The organism is Streptomyces sp. NBC_01341, from assembly GCF_035946055.1.
In the GTDB taxonomy this organism is placed as follows: domain Bacteria; phylum Actinomycetota; class Actinomycetes; order Streptomycetales; family Streptomycetaceae; genus Streptomyces.
On sequence record NZ_CP108364.1, the window covers coordinates 5,352,127 to 5,371,195 of the forward strand.

Below are 19,069 nucleotides of genomic sequence, written 5' to 3' on the forward strand. Positions count from 1 at the left end.
AGGGTGAGCGTCCCCGGCCCGCTCCGCCACACCGCCCGATCCCCGAAAGCCGAGGAGTACCCGCCCGTGTCCCGAACCACCCTCCGCCGGGGAGCCGTCGCCGCACTGTGCGCGGCGCTGCTGCCCGTCGTACCGGCGGCCTCCGCGTCCGCCGCGCCCAGACCCCCGTCCCCGCCCTCGGACGCGAAACTCGCGAAGGAGCCGGCCAGGCACGACCTGACCCGCGAGCAGTTCTACTTCGTGCTGCCCGACCGGTTCGCGAACGGCGACACCTCCAACGACCGGGGCGGTCTCACCGGCTCGCGGCTGGAGACCGGCTACGACCCCGCGGACAAGGGGTTCTACCAGGGCGGCGACCTCAAGGGCCTCACCCAGCGGCTCGACTACATCAAGGGTCTCGGCACCACGGGGATCTGGCTCGCCCCCATCTTCAAGAACCGGCCCGTGCAAGGCACCGGTGACAAGGCCTCGGCCGGCTACCACGGCTACTGGATCACCGACTTCACCCAGGTCGACCCGCACTTCGGGACCAATGCCGACCTCACGAAGCTGATCGACAAGGCCCACGGCAAGGGCATGAAGGTCTTCTTCGACGTCATCACCAATCACACGGCCGACACCGTCGACTACGCCGAGAAGAAGTACGGCTACAAGCCCAAGGGCGCCTTCCCGTACCTCGATGAGGAAGGCCGGCCGTTCGGCGATGTCCAGGAGATCGCGAAGGTGGACGCCGACTCCTTCCCGTACACCCCCGAGAACAAGGGCAAGAAGGTCCCGGCCTGGCTCAACGACACCACGATGTACCACAACCGGGGTGACTCGACCTATGCCGGCGAGTCCACCGAGTACGGCGACTTCTCGGGCCTCGACGACCTGTGGACCGAGCGGCCCGAGGTCGTGTCCGGCATGGAGAAGATCTACGAGAAGTGGGTCCGCGACTTCCGGATCGACGGGTTCCGCATCGACACCGTCAAGCACGTCGACCTGGACTTCTGGACCCGGTGGGCGACCGCCCTCGACGGATACGCGGCGAAGCACGGCAGGGACGACTTCTTCATGTTCGGCGAGGTCTACTCCGCCGACACCGCGATCACCTCGCCGTACGTCACCCGGGGACGCCTCGACGCCACCCTCGACTTCCCCTTCCAGGAAGCCGCCCGGCAGTACGCCTCCCAGGGCGCCCCGGCGTCGAAGCTCGCCGCCGTCTACGCCGACGACTACCGCTACACCAGCGACCAGGCCAACGCCTACGAGCAGGTGACGTTCCTCGGCAACCACGACATGGGCCGCATCGGGACCTTCCTGAAGCAGGACAACCCGGAGGCCGGCGACGCCGAACTCCTGAAGCGCGCCCGCCTCGCCGACGAGCTGATGTTCCTCGGCCGCGGGAACCCGGTGATCTACTACGGCGACGAGCAGGGTTACACAGGGGCGGGCGGCGACAAGGACGCCCGGCAGACGATGTTCGCCTCGAAGACCGCCGACTACCTCGACGACGACCAACTGGGCACGGACCGTACGCACGCCTCCGACGCGTTCGACACCTCCCACCCGCTCTACCGGTCCATAGCCGCCCTCTCGACGCTCACCCGTGAGCACCCGGCTCTGCGCGACGGCACCCAGACCGAGCGCTACGCCAGGAACTCCGTCCACGCCTTCTCGCGAACGGACACCAGGAAGCCGTACGAGTACGTCGTCGCCTCCAACAACTCCACCCAGGCGAGGACGGTCGAGCTGCCCACCGAGTCGGCGGGCATGACCTTCCGTACGCTGTACGGCGGCTCCGGCACCGTGCGCAGCGCCGCCGACAGGACCGTCGAGGTCACCGTGCCCGCGCTGTCCAGCATCGTGCTCCGCGCCGACAAGCCGCTCGGCACCCCCGCCACCAGGCCCTCGATCGCCCTCAAGGCGCCGGCCGCCGGAGCGACCGGCACCGTCGAGATCAGTGCCGAGGTGGACGGCGGGGACCTGAACCGCGTCGTGTTCGCCGCGCAGACCGGCAACGGGATGTGGACCACCCTCGGCTCAGCCGACCACGCCCCGTACAAGGTCACCCAGCACCTGGACGACTCGGTGAAGGCCGGGACCCCGCTGCGCTACAAGGCCGTCGTCATCGACCGCGCGGGACGCACCGTGAGCGCTGTGGCCTCCACGACCGCCGGCCAGGCCCCGCCCGTCCCGAAGCCCGTCGCCGTCGACCGCGACCAGGCCGTCGTCCACTACAGGCGCGCGGACGGCGACTACGACGGCTGGCAGCTGAAGTCCGGTGACGTGACCGCCGATTTCGTCGGGCGCGACGCCTACGGCGCCTTCGCCTGGATCGACCTGGAGGAAGGCGCCTCCTCGGTGCCGTACACCGTCGAGAAGGACGGCACGGCCGACGGGCCCGAGCGGACCGTCGACCTCGGGAGGACCGGCCAGGTCTGGATCGAGCAGGGCAAGGACGAGCAGTCCGCCGAGGCCCCCGAAGCCCCTCCCCAGGACACCTCCAAGGCGGTCCTGCACTACCACCGGGCCGACGGCGACTACGCGGGCTGGGGCCTGCACACCTGGACCGGGGCTGCCGCGCCCACGGACTGGGCCAAGCCACTGGAGCCGGCGAGGACCGACGCGTACGGCGTGACCTTCGAGGTCCCCCTCACCGACGGCGCCACCTCGCTGAGCTACATCCTCCACAAGGGCGACGAGAAGGACCTCCCCAGCGACCAGTCCCTCGACCTCGCCTCCTACGGACACGAGGTCTGGATGCTGGGTGGCAAGCCCGGCTACCTGCTGCCGCAGACGGGCGGCGCCCCGACGCCCGACCTCACCAAGGCCGAAGCCCAGTGGATCGACGCGAACACCGTCGTCTGGAAGGTGAAGGCCACCGACGCCACCAGCCAGCAGCTCGTGTACGCGGAGAAGGGCGGCATCTCGGTCGTCGACGGCGCCCTGTCCGACGAGGGGCGGTGGCTGCGCCTCGGCGCCACCGCCCTCACCGACGCCCAGAAGGCGAAGTACCCGCACCTCGAGGACTACCCGGCCTTCGCCGTCGACACCCGGGACCGGGACCGCGTCCGTGAGTCCCTGCGCGGCCAGCTGATCGCCACCCAGCGCGCCGCCAACGGCGCCCTCCTGGCCGCCACCGGCGTACAGATCGCCGGGGTCCTGGACGAGCTCTACGGGAAGGCGGCGAGCGGCGCCGCCCTCGGCCCGGTCTTCCGCAAGGGCGGCCCGACGCTCTCCGTCTGGGCACCCACCGCCCGCACGGTCTCGCTCGAACTCGACGGCAGGACCGTCCCGATGCGGCGCGACGACCGCACCGGCGTCTGGTCGGTCACCGGCAAGAAGTCCTGGACGGGCAAGCCCTACCGCTACGCCGTCCAGGTCTGGGCCCCCACCGTCCAGAAACTGGTCACCAACAAGGTCACCGACCCCTACTCCACCGCCCTGACCGCCGACTCCGCCCGCAGCCTCGTCGTCGACCTCGACGACCCGGCGCTGGCACCACGCGGATGGTCCGGCCTGAAGAAGCCCGCCGCCGTCCCGCTGCGCAACGCGCAGATCCAGGAACTCCAGGTCCGCGACTTCTCGATCACGGACTCCACGTCCAAGCACCCGGGCGAGTACCTGGCCTTCACCGACACCCGGTCCGACGGCATGAAGCACCTCAAGGAGCTCGCCGGTTCCGGCACCAGCTACGTACACCTGCTGCCCGTCTTCGACATCGGGACCATCCCCGAGAAGAGGGCCGACCGGCAGCAGCCCGCCTGCGACCTGACCGTCTACGCCCCCGGCTCCGAGGAGCAGCAGGCCTGCGTCGCGAAGACCGCGGCCAAGGACGGCTTCAACTGGGGCTACGACCCCCTGCACTACACCGTTCCCGAGGGCGGCTACGCCTCCGACCCGGACGGCACGAAGCGCACCGTCGAATTCCGGCAGATGGTCCAGGGGCTCAACGGCGCCGGACTGCGGACCGTGATGGACGTGGTCTACAACCACACCGTCGCGGCCGGCCAGGACGACAAGTCCGTCCTCGACAGGATCGTCCCCGGCTACTACCAGCGGCTCCTTGAGGACGGCACGGTCGCCACCTCGACCTGCTGCGCCAACACCGCGACCGAGAACACCATGATGGGCAAGCTCGTCGTCGACTCGGTCGTCACCTGGGCCAGGGAGTACAAGGTCGACGGCTTCCGCTTCGACCTCATGGGACACCACCCCAAGGCCAACATCCTCGCGGTCCGCAAGGCCCTCGACGCGCTCACCGTCGCCAGGGACGGCGTCGACGGCAAGAAGATCATCCTGTACGGCGAGGGCTGGAACTTCGGTGAGATCGCCGACGACGCCCGCTTCGTCCAGGCCACCCAGAAGAACATGGCCGGCACCGGCATCGCCACCTTCTCCGACCGGGCCCGCGACGCCGTGCGCGGCGGCGGCCCCTTCGACGAGGACCCCCGGGTCCAGGGCTTCGCCTCCGGCCTCTACACCGACCCCAACACCTCACCCGCCAACGGCACCGAGGCCGAGCAGAAGGCCCGGCTCCTCCACTACCAGGACCTGATCAAGGTCGGCCTCACCGGCAACCTCGCCGACTACACCTTCACCGACACCCGGGGCCGCACGGTCAGGGGATCGGCCGTCGACTACAACGGGGCTCCCGCCGGATACGCGGCGGTACCCGGCGACGCACTCGCCTACGCCGACGCCCACGACAACGAGACGCTCTACGACGCCCTCGCCTTCAAGCTCCCGGCCGGCACCCCGGCCGCGGACCGCGCCCGCATGCAGGTGCTGGCCATGGCGACGGCGGCACTCTCCCAGGGGCCCGCGCTCTCCCAGGCGGGCACCGACCTGCTGCGCTCCAAGTCGCTGGACCGCAACTCCTACGACAGCGGCGACTGGTTCAACGCGCTGCACTGGGACTGCCGCAAGGGCAACGGCTTCGGCCGGGGGCTGCCGCCCGCCGCCGACAACAAGGACAAGTGGTCCTACGGCAAGCCGCTGCTCACCTCCGCCGCGCTCAGCCCCGGGTGCGCGCAGATCACGGGCGCGTCCGCCGCCTACCAGGACCTGCTCACCATCCGGACCACGGAGCAGGAGTTCGGCCTCACCACAGCGGCCGAGGTGCAGGACGCCCTGTCCTTCCCGCTCTCCGGCGCGGACGAGACGCCCGGCGTGATCACCATGCGGCTGGGCGGGCTCGTCGTCGTCATGAACGCAACCCCGGGCACGCAGAACCAGGTCGTCCCCGGCCTGGCCGGAAAGTCCTACGCCCTGCACCCCGTGCAGGCGGCAGGAGCCGACCCCACGGTCAAGAAGGCCGCGTACGAAGGGAAGTCGGGCAGCTTCACCGTGCCGGGACGCACGGTCGCCGTGTTCTCCGCGCGCTGACGGCCCGGGCACCGGCCGGAACCGCCTTGTGCGGCCAAGACGATCGGGGAAAGCTGAGGTCCCACAGCCCGACCGCACCCGCACCCAGGAGCGCCAGATGCCGCAGATCACCGTCGACTACTCCGCCGAGCTCGACGACGGCTTCGACCGACGCGGCTTCGCCCTCGCCCTCCACCCGATGGTCGCCGAGACCGTCACCACGAAGATCCCCAGCTGCAAGACCCGCTTCCGCCGCGTCGAGGAGTCCGTCGTCGGGGACGCCCCGGCGGGCGACGCGATCGTGCACGTCGAGGTCGCGCTGCTGGCCGGCCGCACCCCCGAGCTCAAGGAACGGCTCGCCGAGGCGATCCTGGGCCTGCTGGCCGGCCACCTGAAGCCGGCCGACGGCCTGGTCGTCCACACCTCTGCCGAGACCAGGGACCTCGACCCGTCCTACGCCAAGCGCTGAGGGCTCAGGACCGCCGCTGCGGCGGCACCACCGGCACGGCGGGCGCCAGGGCGGCGAGCCGCGAGAGCAGCTCGTCGAACGGGCCGTCCGCCGGTTCCTGGGCGAAGACCCGCAGCATGATGCCGGCCATCTCCTGGTCGTACGCGGCGCTCACCGACGCGAGCGCCGCGAAGTCGTGCACCAGCTGCAACTCCAGCTCCGCACGCGGGATGCGTTTCCCGTCCAGCCAGAGCAGCGCCGTCGACTCGGCCAGCGACACCCAGGACCGCACGACCAGTTCGAGCCGCGCGGGCGGCGACGGCACACCGAGGTGCGCGACGATCTGCTCGTACGCCGCCTGCCGCACCCCGTCGACGAGGGCGTCCGCCGTGGACGAACCACCCGCGGGGCCCCCACGCATCAGTGCGGCGAAGCCCGGCCCGTGCTCCTCGACGAAGTCGAAGAACCGCTGCATCACCCGGATCAGCCTGGCCCCCAGCGGACCTTCGTGCGCTTCCAGGAAACGGCCGGCCAGCTCGTCCGCCGCCCGCTTCAGCGCGGCCTCGTACAGGCTCCGCTTGCCGGGGAAGTAGTGATAGACGAGCGGGCGCGAGATGCCGGCCGCCCCAGCGATCTCGTCGATCGACACGTCGTCGGGCGAGCGGTGGCTGAACAACTCCAGCGCGACGCCGATCAGCTGGGCCCTGCGTTCATCGACGCCCATCCTGCGCCGCACACCGGTCGTCATGCCGGACAGCCTAACGGGGGTGGCTGTCTGCAGGTCCGCCACCTTCACCAGGCGGTTCCGAGGCCGGGCGGAGCGGCGGTCACCCTGTGGTCAGCGAAGAGCGCCCACCCGGCTGCCGTCCGCCAGCACTCCCGCCAGCCGCGCCCGGTCGCCCTCCCTGGCCGGCAGCGCCAGCAGCCTTCCGTCGGTCCGGCCCCGCACCCCGCCCGCCGCCGAGAGTGAGGCGAACTGCCGGGAGCCCGCGGCCAGTACGTACCACCGCCCGCCGTCCGACTTCCACAGCACGCCCGCCAGCACCCGCGGCCTGCGCATCCCGCAGTCCGGCGAGTCCTCGGCGCGCGCCGCGACCGCACCCGGGGCCCCGGCCCCGCCCGACAGCTCGGGCGGGGCCTGGAACTGCGCCAGGACCCTGCTCCCCGTGCCCCGCCAGGTGTCCGCCCTGGTGCACAGCCACTGTGCGGCCCCTTCTCCTTCCGGGAGCTGCTGTCGCGCGTACGCCCAGGAGTTCACCGAACGGACGCCGTGGGACCGCACCGCCGGGAGCAGGCACGCCGTGCGCGCCCAGCTCTCCCGCTCGGCCCGGCCCGACACGTCGTGCGGAGCTGACGGCGCCCCCGACGTGAGCCGGGCCGGGGTGAGTTCACCGAGGTCCGTCATCAGCCGTGCGGCCGTGCCGTCCCGCACCTCCAGCGCCTGCCAGGACCGGCAGTCCGCCCGGCCCTCCTCCCGCGGCTCCGGCACCGCCACCGGGTCCGTCACCCCGTGCCGGTCCAGAGCCAGCGCCCGCGGCGCCCGGAGCGGTGCGAGCAGATCGCGTACGGCGGCCTCGCGCACCCAGGGCGCGGTCAGATAGCGGATCCGGCCGTCCCGGCGCTGCACCACCAGCGCACTGGCCGACACGGCGTCCGCACCGTCCACCCGGGCGAAGTCCAGCGCCGCACCCCCGGCCGGATCGGCGTTGCGCGGTTCGGCGTAACGCACCACGCGCAGACCGTCGTGGAACAGGACCACCGCCGCCCGGCCCACCTCGCCCGCGTAGAGCAGCTGCGGAGGGCCCATCGGGGGCCCGTCGGGTGTCCCGGGCGTCGCGGACGCGGCCACCGCCGGCCCCGGCCGCGCCCACGCGGCGAGGGCGCGGCGCAGCAGCCGGCTGTCCCCGGTCCGGTCGCCGCGCGTCGGCCACACGGTGAAATCCGTACGCTCCGAGCCCCGCCAGAGCCCGGCCGGTACCCTGCGCAGCGCGGCGGGGTCCAGGGCCCGCTGGGCGGAGTGGTGCAGGGAGTAGAGCGGCGCGGAGGCGGGACCCGGGCCGCCCAGGCCGTCCCCCGGGGCGAGCAGAAGCGTCCCGCAGACGACCACGGCCCCGAGCCCGGCCAGGACGGCCCGCCCGCGCCGCGCGCGTCGGGCCGCGTCGGGCGGCCTGACCTGGAGCGAGCACGGGTCGAACTCCGGCGAGGCAAGCAGCGCGTACGGCGCCGTGAGTGCGTCGGCCTCCAGCAGCGCGGCCCGCGGGTCCGCGACACCTGCCGCTTCGAGCACCCCGCACACCTCGGCGTCGTCGAGCCCCTCCAGCCCGCGGAGTACGTGCGCGGCCCGGGAGGGCCCCGAGACACCGGCCAGCGCCTGCTCCAGGGCCAGTTCCTCCGCCCCGCACGAGTGCGGGAACAGCCGCAGCCCCCACACCTGCGGCACCAGCGGAGGGAACTGCGCCCGGCGGGGCCGGGCGAACCTCAGCAACGGCAGCCCGGCCTCCAGCGCGGAGCGCACCACCCGGAGCCGTACGTACGCGTACGCGTGACCCGGGTCCGCGCCCTCCCCGGCGGCCAGGGCCCGCTGCGCCAGCCAGTGGGCCGACACGACACGGCGGTTGCGGCCCAGCGAGGGGGCCAGCACGAGGTAGGCGACCCGGACCAGGCGCGCGTAGTGCTCGGCGGGCGCGGCCTCGGTCCGGTCCGGGACGGCCGGTGTCGCGAACGGGCGGCCGGCAGGCGGCGGTACTGCTCGCTGAGGGGGCATGTTCAGCAGAACGAGCGAATGGTGCGATGGTCACTCCGGCACGCGCGCCTCCGGGAGCGGGTTGCGCGGTTTCCCCGCGCCGGGTGGTACCACCGGGGCACGATGGCCGGATGGTGCAACCGCAGGAGTGGCGACGAGTACGGGCCCCCCGGGCCGCCGCGGCCGTGCTGGCGGGGTTCGCCCTGCTCACCGCCTGCGGCGGAGGAGCGCACGACGACGACGCGCCCGACGTGCCGGCGACCGCGAAGGGGACCCTGGAGCAGCTGGCCTCGAAGGCGGACTGCGAGCCCAACGTACAGACGGACGCCGAGGAGCTGCGCCAGGCCAACTGTACGACCGGGGACGGGCGTTACGTGCTGGCCACGTTCGCCACCGACCGGGGGCAGCGGGAGTGGATCAACGAGGCCAACGACTACGGCGGGTCCTACCTGGTCGGCCGGAAGTGGGTCGCCGTCGGTGACCCGGAGGTGGTCGCGGCGCTGCGCGGCCGGCTCGGGGGGACGGTGGAGACCGCCTCGCCGCACCACTCGGGGAACAGTGGCAGTGGGGGGAGCGAGGGCGGGCACTCCGGTCACCACGGGAGCTGACCGCGCAGGTTCTGGGGCCGCCCGCAGGCCCCCGTCCGGATACCGCCGGGCTCACGGCCCGGTCCGGACGGGGCCCCGGGTGGCGGGGTCACCGCGTCAGCGGCACTTGCGTGCGCCGTTGATGCAGCTCACCACCTTCTTCATCAGCCTGTCGTCGAAGACGTTGATGAAGTCGCCGTGGTCGGTGACCGGCTTGTGCAGCTGCTCCGGGAAGGAGTCCACGGCGAAGCCGGGGCCCGGCGGGACGTCGTACACGATGCGCTGCACCAGCTGCGGGATGGCCCGGAAGCCGCTGGGGCACCGCCCGTCGTCCTGTGCGAACGCGACATGGGTGCGGTGGTTGGCGCTGTCGGTGTTCCGGCCGTCCCAGCAGCTCTGGAAGGCGAAGGAGCGCACCACCTGGCTGCCTTCGGGGCAGATCGGGTACTTGTCCTTGAGCTGCCTGTTCTCGAAACCGGTACAGCTCCAGGAGGCGTTCGCGTTGGCGTCGCCGTTGGTGAGGGACTTGGCGTCCCCGGTGATGATGCGCAGGAAGCGAGGCATCGCCGTGACCTTCCCGGCGGGAGAGCCCACGAACTTCAGCGTGACCTGGGAAGGGGTCTGGATCTCCCCGGTGTTCTGGTCCTTCCCGCCACCGTCCGCGGCCACGTCGTCCTCGTCCTGACCGTTCTGCAGGCGCAGCACGGGCCAGTAGTACGTGGACCGGTCGCCGCGGTTCCGGCAGGTCGTCTCGCCGGCCGCCAGGTCGTCGTCGCCGGCGAAGGCGTCCGTGGCTTGGTTCCCGACGTAGTCGTGCATGTGGTGGGCGCCGTTGCTCACGCCCGGGGCCGCGATGACGTTGTCGGGGTTGAACTTGCCGTTCTCGTTGCGGCCGCATGAGGTGGTGAACGTACCGCGCGAGGCTCCCCGGCGGAGGCGGGGACGGTCGACGTCGGGCTGGACCGACTCGATGTCGACGAAGTCGGAGGCCTCGGGGCCGTTGCCCTGCTGTCCCTGGTCCCCTCCCTGGTCGTCACCCCCCTCCTGACCGCCGTCCTGGCCGTCGCCCCCGTCCTCGCCGGGATCCTGGCCCCCGCCTTGACCGCCGTCCTGGCCGTCACCTCCGCCTTCGCCCTGGCCGCCGCCGTCCTCGTCGTCCGCGCGGAGGCTGCATCCGGCGAGACCGTCCAGCCCCTGCGGGCGGTCACCCGCCGCTCGCTCCACGGCGATCCCGATGCGGTCCAGACTGGCCGTCCGCTTGCTCTGCAGCGGGCCCAGTACCGCGTTCTGTGCCAGACCGGGATCCCGGGAGATCTGCTCCCTGCGGTCCGCGAACTGCCGGTACGCGTCGGTGATCTGCGTATCCATGGCCGCCAGTTCGCGATCGACCTCCGGCCGCGCCTGTTCCGGTACGTCGGGAAGGGCTGTTCCCGCGTCAGGGCAGTCAATGGTGGACATCTGGCGAGCCGCGGTCAGAGCCTGTCCGGGAGGCGAGCCGGAACCGCTCTCGCCCGCACTCGCGTAGACGTTGACGGCGACCAGCCCACCTCCACCCAGGATCAGCGCGGCCGAGGCGACGATCGCCCGGTTGGCCAGTGTCGAACGTTTCTTGCGCGATGTGCGTCCCATGGAACTCCTCCGCTTCGGGGCTTCGAGTCAGAAGCGTGACGTCCCATACGGACGGGGCGCCCCGGCCGTTCAGAGCGGCCCGGAATTCCTCCGGCGGACCACACGGGCGGGCCCCGGGGCCGTCGCGACGGCCGGCCGTCGTCGAGACCGGGGCCGGCGGGCCGGCTGCGTTCCCGTACCAGGTCAGCCCCGGTCGAGGTAGGCGAGCACCGCCAGTACGCGCCGGTTGTCGTCGTCGGACACCGGCAGGCCGAGCTTGGCGAAGATGTTCGAGGTGTGCTTGGCCACCGCGCGCTCCGTGACCACCATCTGCGCCGCGATCGCACCGTTGGAACGGCCCTGCGCCATGAGCTCCATGACCTCACGCTCGCGGGGTGTCAGGCCGCCCATCGGCTTGTCCGCGGAGCGCCGGGACAGGAGCTGCGAGATGACCTGCGGGTCCATCGCCGTGCCGCCCGCGGCGACCCTGCGCACGGCGTCGACGAACTGGTCCGCGTCGAACACCCGGTCCTTCAACAGGTACCCGACGCCGCCGTCGCCGTCGGCCAGCAGCTCACGGGCGTACAACTGCTCCACGTGCTGCGACAGGACCAGCACCGGCAGCCCCGGCCGGCTGCGGCGGGCGGCGAGCGCGCACTGCAGGCCCTCGTCGGTGTGGGACGGCGGGAGCCGTACGTCGACGACGGCGACGTCGGGTTTCAACTCGGCCAGAGCCTGGGCGAGTTCCGGCCCCGACTCGACGGCCGCCGCGACCTCGAAGTCGTACGCCTCCAGCATGCGTACGAGGCCGTCGCGGAGCAGGAAGAGATCTTCGGCTAGGACAACGCGCAAGGGATCTCCATGGTCACCATGGTGGGGCCGCCCGCGGGACTGCTGACGGCGAGTACGCCGTCGAATGTACCCAGCCGGCGTTCGATTCCGCTGAGTCCCGATCCCCCCGTGACCGCTGCCCCGCCCCTGCCGTTGTCGGTGACCGAGATCCGCAGCATGCCCCCGGCGTGGTGCACGTCCACCCATATGCGGTCCGCGCCCGCGTGCTTCACCGCGTTCGTCAGGGTCTCACTCACCGCGAAGTACGCCGCCGACTCCACGGGTGCCTCGGCACGGCCCGTGAGCTCCACCGTCACCTCGGAGGCCACCGGCAGGCGCAGGGCAAGCGCCCTCACCGCGTCTCCCAGCCCCCGCTCGGCGAGCACCGGCGGATGGATGCCCCGTACGAGGTCACGCAGCTCCGCCAGGGCCTCCGCCGACGACGTACGCGCCATCGCCAGCAACTTCTTGGCCTGCGCCGGGTCCTTCTCGACCAGCGCCTCGATGGTGCCGAGGTTCATGCCCATCGCCACCAGCCGGGCCTGCGCCCCGTCGTGCAGGTCCCTCTCGATGCGCCGCAGTTCGGAGGCCGCCGTGTCCACGGCCTCGTGGCGCGTCTCGGTCAGCCGGTCGATGCGCCGCGCGAGCTCCCCCTGCGCCGGTGCCAGCGCCGACCGGGCGAGCACGAAGTGGGACCGGAGCAGCGGCTCGGCCGCCCACAGTCCGACATGGAAGACCGCGATGCCGAGGGCCGCCGCGGCGAGCCCCGTCAGCTGGCTGCCGACCGGCACGAATCCGTACCAGTACGTGCTGTCCTCGAACACCCGCCACAGCCCCGCCGCCAGGACCAGCCCCTCCACCGGATAGGCCACCAGCGCGAAGGTGAGGACCAGCAGCACGTAGCCGGCCGTCATGTCGAGCAGCAGCCACCGCAGGTCCCGCCAGGTGGCCGGGTCCTTCAGCAGCAGCGTGGTCCGCTCGACCCGGCCGTTGAAACCGGTGCGCGGATCCTTCGGGAACGGCCGGTAGGGCACCGGGATGCGGACGTCCGACCAGGTCGCCGCCAGCAGTCGGCGCCGGTTCGCATGGGCGCGCACCGCCTCCAGGACCCACGGGGTGGTCACCAGACCCACCCCCAGCAGGACGAAGGCCAGGGAGAGGACCGACAGGACGAAGAGAGCGGTGGAGCCCACGATGCTCGCGAAGGAGAGGACGAACGCCCGCCCGGCGGTCAGCAACGCGGTCCTGACCCGGCTGCGTGCGGCTCGCTTCATCGTGTCTCCCCTCGCCGGGCCCCCCCGTCGGATCCCGTTCGACGCACAGTCTCGCCCCTGCGGACCGTGCGCCGTCAGCCGTTCCGCCACCCGACCGGGGGTGTACCTGGCACCACCACCGGCCGCCCGCACCGGCCGTCCACCGACGGCGGGAGGCCCCGGGGAACAGGTCCCCGAGGCCTCCCGCCGTGTGCGCCGGAGCTCAGGGCGTGTACTTGTAGCCCACGCGCCGCACCGTCTGGATCGACCGCCGGTGCTCCGCGCCCAGCTTGCGGCGCAGACGGGCCACGTGGACGTCGACGGTCCGCCCGTCGCCCACGTGCCCGTAGCCCCAGACCGTCGTCACCAGCTGGTCACGGGTGTGCACCCGGTGCGGATGCGCCACCAGGTGCGCCAGCAGCTCGAATTCGAGATACGTGAGGTCCAGCGTCACCCCGTCCACAGCGGCGGTGCGCCGGGTGGAGTCGATCCGCACGGGGCCGCTCGCGGCAGGAGCGCCCACAGGCTCCGGCACGAGCTGCTGGTGCCGGGCCGTGGCCACGGCCCCGGCCAGGGCCGGCTGCTGGTCCGCGGGCACGAGCACCAGGTAACCGACCATCGGCGGCCGGCCCGGCAGCGCCGGCAGCGCGTGCTGGGGCGCGGGCAGCCAGGTGGCGCCAGGCGGCAGGAAGCCCGCCACGTCCGTGAGTTCGACCACCTCGTCACGGTCGACGGCGCGAAGCCTGGGACGGTCGGGGGAGAGGGTGGGGCGGGCGGCGGTGGAGGCCGCAGCGGACGCCGCGGTGGCGGCGGACGCTGCGGAGAAGGTACGGGTGTCAGCCATGGGGTCAGCTCTTTCGCGCGAGGAGTCGTCGAGGACGTACGTCGTGCGCGCGGGCCGAAGGCCGGTGTGAGGCGGCTTTAGAGGGCCTGCGCGTTCCACGCGCGGCAACACACCCGGTCGAAGTCATGGTGCTGACGGGAGGGCCAGAACGGCTCGAGGTCGCTGCGACCCGACGCGGTGTGCTGGAAGCCGGTCATGTCCCCATTGAAGCAGAGATTGCGGCTGTGCATCAGAGCCCTCTCACCCGTCGATACGGACCTCGCGCCGGACACCTCACCCCTCTCCTGCGCACCGGCCGCCCCACGGCCGTGCGGGGATCCGGGCACACCGAAGGGGCGTCCGCCCGCGGACGCCCCTTCGGTGACCGTGCCGGTGAGGCCGGAGCCGTCCCGGTGGGGATCAGACCTGGTCGGCCTTCTCCAGCGCGGTGCAGCAGGTGTCGACGATCAGCCGCGTGACGACGTACGGGTCGACGTTGGCGTTCGGACGGCGGTCCTCGATGTAGCCCTTCCGGTCCTGCTCGACCTGCCACGGGATACGGACCGAGGCGCCGCGGTCGGAGACTCCGTAGCTGTACTCGTTCCACGGGGCGGTCTCGTGCAGGCCGGTCAGGCGGTCGTCGATGCCCGCGCCGTAGTTCTTGACGTGGTCCATCGGCTTGGAGCCCTCACCGAGCGACTCGGCCGCCGTGATGATCGCGTCGTAGCCCTCGCGCATCGCCTTCGTCGAGAAGTTGGTGTGCGCGCCCGCGCCGTTCCAGTCGCCCTTGACGGGCTTCGGGTCCAGCGTCGCGGAGACGTCGAAGTCCTCGGCGGTGCGGTACAGCAGCCAGCGTGCGACCCACAGGTGGTCGGAGACCTCCAGCGGCGAGACCGGTCCGACCTGGAACTCCCACTGGCCGGGCATGACCTCGGCGTTGATGCCGGAGATGGCCAGACCCGCCTTCAGGCAGTTGTCGAGGTGCTTCTCGACGATGTCGCGGCCGAAGATCTCGTCCGCGCCCACACCGCAGTAGTAACCGCCCTGAGCGGCCGGGAAGCCGCCCTCGGGGAAGCCCAGCGGACGGTGGCCGTCGAAGAAGGTGTACTCCTGCTCGATGCCGAAGACCGGCTCCTGACCCGCGAACTGCTCGGCGACCGGGCGCAGCAGCGCGCGGGTGTTCGACGCGTGCGGAGTCATGTCGATGTCGAAGACCTCGCACAGGACGAGGACGTCGTCACCGCCGCGGATCGGGTCCGGACACGTGAAGACCGGCTTCAGCACCCGGTCGGAGGCGTGACCCTCGGCCTGGTTGGTGCTCGAACCGTCGAAACCCCAGATGGGCAGGTCCGCCACGTCCGTGGACGGGCTTCCGGACATGATCTTCGTCTTGGAGCGAAGCTTGGCGGTCGGCTCGGTGCCGTCGATCCAGATGTACTCAGCCTTGAACGTCACGGACGCCATCCTTTGCGGGTGCTGCGGTCTATGGTGCGCAGCTTCGCAAGCCGCGATTTCCCGGCCGTTGCCCGTATGTGAACCGCGTGTTACCGGGGTTTCCCCCGGGTGTCGCACGGCAGGTCACCTCCGCCGGGTGCCGTCCCATCCCGCGGCGCACCGGGTGCGGTCCGCGTAGCGCGGTCGCGTCCAGGCACACTTGTAGCATGAACACACACGTCGCCTCCGGCGGACCGCTGCGCATCGGCCTCGTCGGTGCCGGCCCCTGGGCCCGCATGACCCACGCCCCCGCCCTCGCCTCCCATCCGGGCGTCGTCCTGAGCGGTGTCTGGGGCCGGCGCCCCGAAGCCGCCCGGACGCTCGCTGCGGCGCACGGGACCGAGGCCTTCACGGGCGACGCAGGATTCGACGCGCTGCTGGCCGGCAGCGACGCGGTCGCCTTCGCCGTTCCGCCGGACGTCCAGGCGCCGCTCGCCGCACGAGCGGCCGCCGCGGGATGCCACCTGCTGCTGGACAAGCCGGTCGCGACCACCGTCGCCGGCGCGCGCGAGGTCGCCGATGCGGCCGGGCGGGCCGGGGTCGCCTCCGTGGTCTTCTGCACCATGCGGTTCGACGCGGGCACCGCCGCCTGGATCGCCGAACAGGCCGCAGCAGGAGGCTGGTTCACGGCACGGGCCATGTGGATCGGCGCACTGTTCACCCCGGGCGCCGCCAATGAGTTCGGTGCCTCGCCCTGGCGCCGGGAGAAGGGCGGACTCTGGGACGTCGGCCCGCACGCGCTCTCGGTCCTCGTCCCGGTGCTGGGTGAGGTGACGGAGGTGACCGCGGTCCGCGGACCGGCGGACGCCGCACATCTGCTCCTGCGGCACGCGTCCGGTGCGTCGAGCACGGTGACGCTCGCGCTGGACGCGCCGGAGGGAGCGACCGGGACCGAGCTGGAGGTCCGGGGCGAGGCAGGGGTGTCCTGCCTGCCCGCGGACGCGGTGGACGCCCGCGACGCCTTCCGGCTTGCCGTCGACGCGCTTGCGGAGGCGGCGCGTACGGGCGTGGCACACCCCTGCGACGTACGGTTCGGGCTGCGGCTCACCGAGGTGCTCGCCCGGGCCGAGGAGCAGCTCGCGCCGGTGCGCGCCTGACCCCGGCGGTTCAGCGCCCGAGCGCGTCCCGGACGGCCTCGTCGGACCTGGCCACCACGGCGGTCCCGTCCTCGGCGGTGATGATCGGGCGCTGGATCAGCTTCGGGTGCCCGGCCAGCGCCGTGATCCACCGCTCGCGCGAACCGGGCTCCCTCGGCCACTCCTTGATGCCGAGTTCCACAGCCTCGGCCTCCCCGGTGCGCGTGATGTCCCACGGCTCCAGCCCGAGGCGACCGAGCACGTCCCGGATCTCCTCGGGAGAGGGCACGTCCTCGAGGTAGCGGCGGACGGTGTAGTCGGCGCCCTCGGCATCGAGAAGACTCACCGCGCTGCGGCACTTGGAACAGGCGGGATTGATCCAGATCTCCATGGGGCCCAGGGTACGGGAGTGACCCCGAAAAGGCCTCTGGCCAGGGGCGATTGTCAGTGCGGGGCAGTAAAATGGAGGGAGTTCGTGAGGGTTCCACCACCGTGCCAGGAGGTTGCCGATGGCCGTCGCCACAGTCACGACCGAGCCGCTCCACACGCCGCTGCGCAAGAAGCCGCTCCCCGCGGGCCGGCCCCGCGAGTGGTACGTCTCGCACAACCGTCGCCTGAAGGCCATGCGCCTGGCGATCGCCCTGCTCGACAGCGGTGTCTACCACCCGTCGAGCGCCGACAACGACCGGATACGCACGACCGCCGACCGTCTCGCCATCCACCCGCCGTCCGACACCACCTGCCGCATGGTCCGCGCACTGATCCGCTACGGCCGCTGACCGCACCCCCCCGCACCGCCCGTGCCCCCGGACGTCCGGGGGCACGGGTTCGCGGGTGCCTGGCGGAGCGCCCGGCCGCAGTTCCGTATACGGCGGGGACGGGGCAGGCCAGGCCGCCTGCGGCGAGCACGGCACCCTCCTCAACGGCTGCCGCGCGCCGCCGACGCGTCATCCGTCGACGGCCGAATTCGTGAACCGCCTGAGGGGGAGCACGTGTTCAAGGCTGCACCGTCCGCCGCACCGGACCCGGCAGCGGACCCGGCCGAGGGCGGCCGGAAGAGCCCGCCGCCCTGGTCACGGGGTCAGAACCCAGCGTCCGCGGCTGCCGCCGTCGCGGAGGGCCCGGTAGGCCGTCGCGGCCTCGGCGAGCGGGACCGCGCCCGCACGGCGTGCTTCGAGCCGTCCCTCTGCGGTCAGCCGCAGCATCTCGCGCAACCGGTCACCGTCCGGGACGACGACCGCGCTGACGACGGTGATGCCCCGCTCGGCCGGCGGCTCCGCACCGGGAAAGACGCCGGCGTACGTCCCCAGGTCGCGTACGGCGTTCAGAGCCGGGCCGTTGAGGCGCGCGGCATCCAGTACCGCGTCGAAGCCCGTGACTCCCTCCAGAGTGCTGATCGCCTCCGTGGCTCCGGCCCGCACCAGGAAGTCCGCGTCAGAGGTGCGGGCGAGCCCGGTGACGGACCAGCCGGCGAGCGCGGCGAGGGCCACCGCGTACCCCCCGACCCCACCGGCCGCTCCGGTGACCAGCAGGGTTCTGCCGCGGGAGGGGCCGAGCAGGCTGATGAGCTGGTCGGCGGTCAGCGAGTTGAGCGGGACCGTGGCCGCGTCCAGCAGGCCGACCCCTTCGGGCACGGGCGCCACGTCCGCCGCCGGCACGATCACGTACTCCGCCGCCGCTCCGGCTGCCGAATGGGGTGCGTGGGGGAACGTCATCGCTGCCACCGGCATGCCGGCCGTCAGGTCGTGCACGCCGGGGCCCACCCTGTCCACGACGCCCGAGACGTCCAGCCCCAGCCCTCGAAGCCGCCCGTCGCCGATCGCGGGCGCGCGGCCGTCGACGGCGTGCAGATCCGCCGGGTTGACCGCGGCGCCCGCCATCCTGATGCGAACCTGCCCCGTGGCAGGCTCGGGATCGGGGAGGTGCTCGACTGATGCCCCACCTTGTCCTGCGGATGACCCGACGACGATCGCGCGCACGGTTCTCTCCCTCTGTCGTTGTCCGTAGGTGGGCGCCGCGGCTCGTATCCCCGCCTGTCCGGCGGATCCATCGCACGCCGGGCATTGCTCCGTACTATGTCGGTGACACCGGAGCGGCGCTCCGGAAGAGACTGTAACGGAGCGGTGCTCCGTTCGCCGAACGGAGCACCGCTCCGTCCCACGTGAGGTCATGACATGCCACCGACGAATCGCGCCGACGCGCTGAGAAACCGTGCCCTGCTGCTGGCGGCGGCCGGTGAGGTCATCGCCGAACACGGCACCAACGCGTCACTTCGAGACGTCGCCCGCCGGGCCGGCGTGGGCATCGGCACGCTCTATCGCCATTTCCCCAACCGTGAAGTACTCCTTGAGGCGCTGCTCGACGCGAACTTCGACGCTCTGCGCGCCCGCGCCGACGGCCTGCTCGCATCCCCCGACCCGGAGGCGGCGCTCCTTGCGTGGCTCGAGGAAATGGCGGCCGGATCGGCGACGTACCAGGGTCTCCCCGAGTCGATCATGGACGCCCTCGCCAACGAGGAGTCGGGGCTGCACGAGGCATGCGACCGGATGAAGTCCGCCGGCGGCCGACTGCTCGAACGGGCGCAGGAAGCCGGCTCCATCCGGCCCGAACTCACCATCCGCGCGGTCATCGCGGTCGCTCTCGGCCTCTCGTGGGCCGCCCAGTACGCCTCCGACCTGTCCGAACAGGTCGGCCCACTGCTCCGCGCGGCGATCGTGGCATCCGGCGCGCGGGAGTGACGGAGGCGGCCATCCTTCGGCGCCCACGTGTCGCACGGAGTGGAAGTGTGACGTGTCACAGACATCGCGGCGGTGCTGTGGGAACTTCAACTCTGCTACTCATCAGCTGAGTTGAC

Annotated in this window: 15 protein-coding genes; 6 read left to right on the plus strand and 9 right to left on the minus strand. The window is 72.2% G+C overall.

Going from position 1 to position 19,069, the window contains the following annotated elements:
• Positions 1 to 66: 66 nt before the first annotated feature.
• Positions 67 to 5,373, plus strand: coding sequence for a pullulanase-type alpha-1,6-glucosidase (gene pulA / locus OG206_RS23520; RefSeq protein ID WP_327119246.1), 5,307 nt, complete (start codon positions 67 to 69; stop codon positions 5,371 to 5,373).
• Positions 5,374 to 5,470: 97 nt separating this feature from the next.
• The gene (locus OG206_RS23525; RefSeq protein WP_327119248.1) at positions 5,471 to 5,821 is read left to right on the plus strand and encodes a 5-carboxymethyl-2-hydroxymuconate Delta-isomerase; all 351 of its coding nucleotides are present in this window, start codon (positions 5,471 to 5,473) and stop codon (positions 5,819 to 5,821) included.
• A gap of 4 nt (positions 5,822 to 5,825) precedes the next feature.
• On the opposite strand, the gene OG206_RS23530 is transcribed toward OG206_RS23525, so the two are convergent.
• The gene (locus OG206_RS23530; protein WP_327119250.1) at positions 5,826 to 6,548 is read right to left on the minus strand and encodes a TetR/AcrR family transcriptional regulator; all 723 of its coding nucleotides are present in this window, start codon (positions 6,546 to 6,548) and stop codon (positions 5,826 to 5,828) included.
• 90 nt (positions 6,549 to 6,638) lie between these two features.
• Positions 6,639 to 8,564, minus strand: a complete 1,926-nt coding sequence (locus OG206_RS23535; protein ID WP_327119252.1) for a hypothetical protein — start codon at positions 8,562 to 8,564, stop codon at positions 6,639 to 6,641.
• Between the two features lie 110 nt (positions 8,565 to 8,674).
• On the opposite strand from OG206_RS23535, the gene OG206_RS23540 reads away from it, so the two are divergent.
• Positions 8,675 to 9,151 (plus strand): hypothetical protein, encoded by a 477-nt coding sequence (locus tag OG206_RS23540; RefSeq protein WP_327119253.1) that lies wholly within the window; start codon positions 8,675 to 8,677, stop codon positions 9,149 to 9,151.
• 96 nt (positions 9,152 to 9,247) lie between these two features.
• Here the strand turns inward: OG206_RS23540 and OG206_RS23545 are convergent, their stop codons facing one another.
• From OG206_RS23545 to glnII, 5 genes are all read right to left on the minus strand, one after another.
• On the minus strand, positions 9,248 to 10,759 hold the full coding sequence (locus tag OG206_RS23545) for a DUF1996 domain-containing protein (RefSeq protein WP_327119255.1): 1,512 nt from the start codon (positions 10,757 to 10,759) through the stop codon (positions 9,248 to 9,250).
• 183 nt (positions 10,760 to 10,942) lie between these two features.
• Complete coding sequence (locus OG206_RS23550) at positions 10,943 to 11,590, minus strand: response regulator transcription factor (protein ID WP_327119257.1); 648 nt, start codon at positions 11,588 to 11,590, stop codon at positions 10,943 to 10,945.
• Positions 11,575 to 12,843 (minus strand): sensor histidine kinase, encoded by a 1,269-nt coding sequence (locus OG206_RS23555; RefSeq protein ID WP_327119259.1) that lies wholly within the window; start codon positions 12,841 to 12,843, stop codon positions 11,575 to 11,577. The genes OG206_RS23550 and OG206_RS23555 overlap by 16 nt, the downstream gene beginning before the upstream one ends.
• Positions 12,844 to 13,045: 202 nt before the next feature.
• Positions 13,046 to 13,666: a winged helix-turn-helix domain-containing protein gene (locus tag OG206_RS23560; protein ID WP_327119261.1), complete on the minus strand. Its 621-nt coding sequence runs from the start codon at positions 13,664 to 13,666 to the stop codon at positions 13,046 to 13,048.
• A gap of 399 nt (positions 13,667 to 14,065) precedes the next feature.
• Positions 14,066 to 15,100: a glutamine synthetase gene (gene glnII / locus OG206_RS23565; RefSeq protein WP_327119263.1), complete on the minus strand. Its 1,035-nt coding sequence runs from the start codon at positions 15,098 to 15,100 to the stop codon at positions 14,066 to 14,068.
• A 206-nt stretch (positions 15,101 to 15,306) separates the two neighbouring features.
• Here glnII and OG206_RS23570 point away from each other — a divergent pair, with 206 nt between their 5' ends.
• On the plus strand, positions 15,307 to 16,236 hold the full coding sequence (locus OG206_RS23570; protein WP_327119265.1) for a Gfo/Idh/MocA family protein: 930 nt from the start codon (positions 15,307 to 15,309) through the stop codon (positions 16,234 to 16,236).
• 10 nt (positions 16,237 to 16,246) lie between these two features.
• Here OG206_RS23570 and OG206_RS23575 read toward each other — a convergent pair whose 3' ends face one another.
• Positions 16,247 to 16,606 (minus strand): ArsC/Spx/MgsR family protein, encoded by a 360-nt coding sequence (locus OG206_RS23575; protein WP_327119267.1) that lies wholly within the window; start codon positions 16,604 to 16,606, stop codon positions 16,247 to 16,249.
• Positions 16,607 to 16,724: 118 nt separating this feature from the next.
• On the opposite strand from OG206_RS23575, the gene OG206_RS23580 reads away from it, so the two are divergent.
• Positions 16,725 to 16,994, plus strand: coding sequence for a hypothetical protein (locus tag OG206_RS23580; protein ID WP_327119269.1), 270 nt, complete (start codon positions 16,725 to 16,727; stop codon positions 16,992 to 16,994).
• Between the two features lie 294 nt (positions 16,995 to 17,288).
• On the opposite strand, the gene OG206_RS23585 is transcribed toward OG206_RS23580, so the two are convergent.
• Positions 17,289 to 18,386 (minus strand): alcohol dehydrogenase catalytic domain-containing protein, encoded by a 1,098-nt coding sequence (locus OG206_RS23585; RefSeq protein ID WP_442805887.1) that lies wholly within the window; start codon positions 18,384 to 18,386, stop codon positions 17,289 to 17,291.
• 3 nt (positions 18,387 to 18,389) lie between these two features.
• On the opposite strand from OG206_RS23585, the gene OG206_RS23590 reads away from it, so the two are divergent.
• Positions 18,390 to 18,953: a TetR/AcrR family transcriptional regulator gene (locus tag OG206_RS23590; RefSeq protein ID WP_327119271.1), complete on the plus strand. Its 564-nt coding sequence runs from the start codon at positions 18,390 to 18,392 to the stop codon at positions 18,951 to 18,953.
• Positions 18,954 to 19,069: the final 116 nt, after the last annotated feature.

Coding starts and splice junctions, on each gene's coding strand:
- OG206_RS23525 (WP_327119248.1), top strand. CDS start 5,471: ATGCCGCAGATCACCGTCGACTACTCCGCCGAGCTCGACGACGGCTTC.
- OG206_RS23530 (WP_327119250.1), bottom strand. CDS start 6,548: ATGACGACCGGTGTGCGGCGCAGGATGGGCGTCGATGAACGCAGGGCC.
- OG206_RS23535 (WP_327119252.1), bottom strand. CDS start 8,564: ATGCCCCCTCAGCGAGCAGTACCGCCGCCTGCCGGCCGCCCGTTCGCG.
- OG206_RS23540 (WP_327119253.1), top strand. CDS start 8,675: ATGGTGCAACCGCAGGAGTGGCGACGAGTACGGGCCCCCCGGGCCGCC.
- OG206_RS23545 (WP_327119255.1), bottom strand. CDS start 10,759: ATGGGACGCACATCGCGCAAGAAACGTTCGACACTGGCCAACCGGGCG.
- OG206_RS23555 (WP_327119259.1), bottom strand. CDS start 12,843: ATGAAGCGAGCCGCACGCAGCCGGGTCAGGACCGCGTTGCTGACCGCC.
- OG206_RS23560 (WP_327119261.1), bottom strand. CDS start 13,666: ATGGCTGACACCCGTACCTTCTCCGCAGCGTCCGCCGCCACCGCGGCG.
- OG206_RS23570 (WP_327119265.1), top strand. CDS start 15,307: ATGAACACACACGTCGCCTCCGGCGGACCGCTGCGCATCGGCCTCGTC.
- OG206_RS23575 (WP_327119267.1), bottom strand. CDS start 16,606: ATGGAGATCTGGATCAATCCCGCCTGTTCCAAGTGCCGCAGCGCGGTG.
- OG206_RS23580 (WP_327119269.1), top strand. CDS start 16,725: ATGGCCGTCGCCACAGTCACGACCGAGCCGCTCCACACGCCGCTGCGC.
- OG206_RS23585 (WP_442805887.1), bottom strand. CDS start 18,386: ATGACCTCACGTGGGACGGAGCGGTGCTCCGTTCGGCGAACGGAGCAC.
- OG206_RS23590 (WP_327119271.1), top strand. CDS start 18,390: ATGCCACCGACGAATCGCGCCGACGCGCTGAGAAACCGTGCCCTGCTG.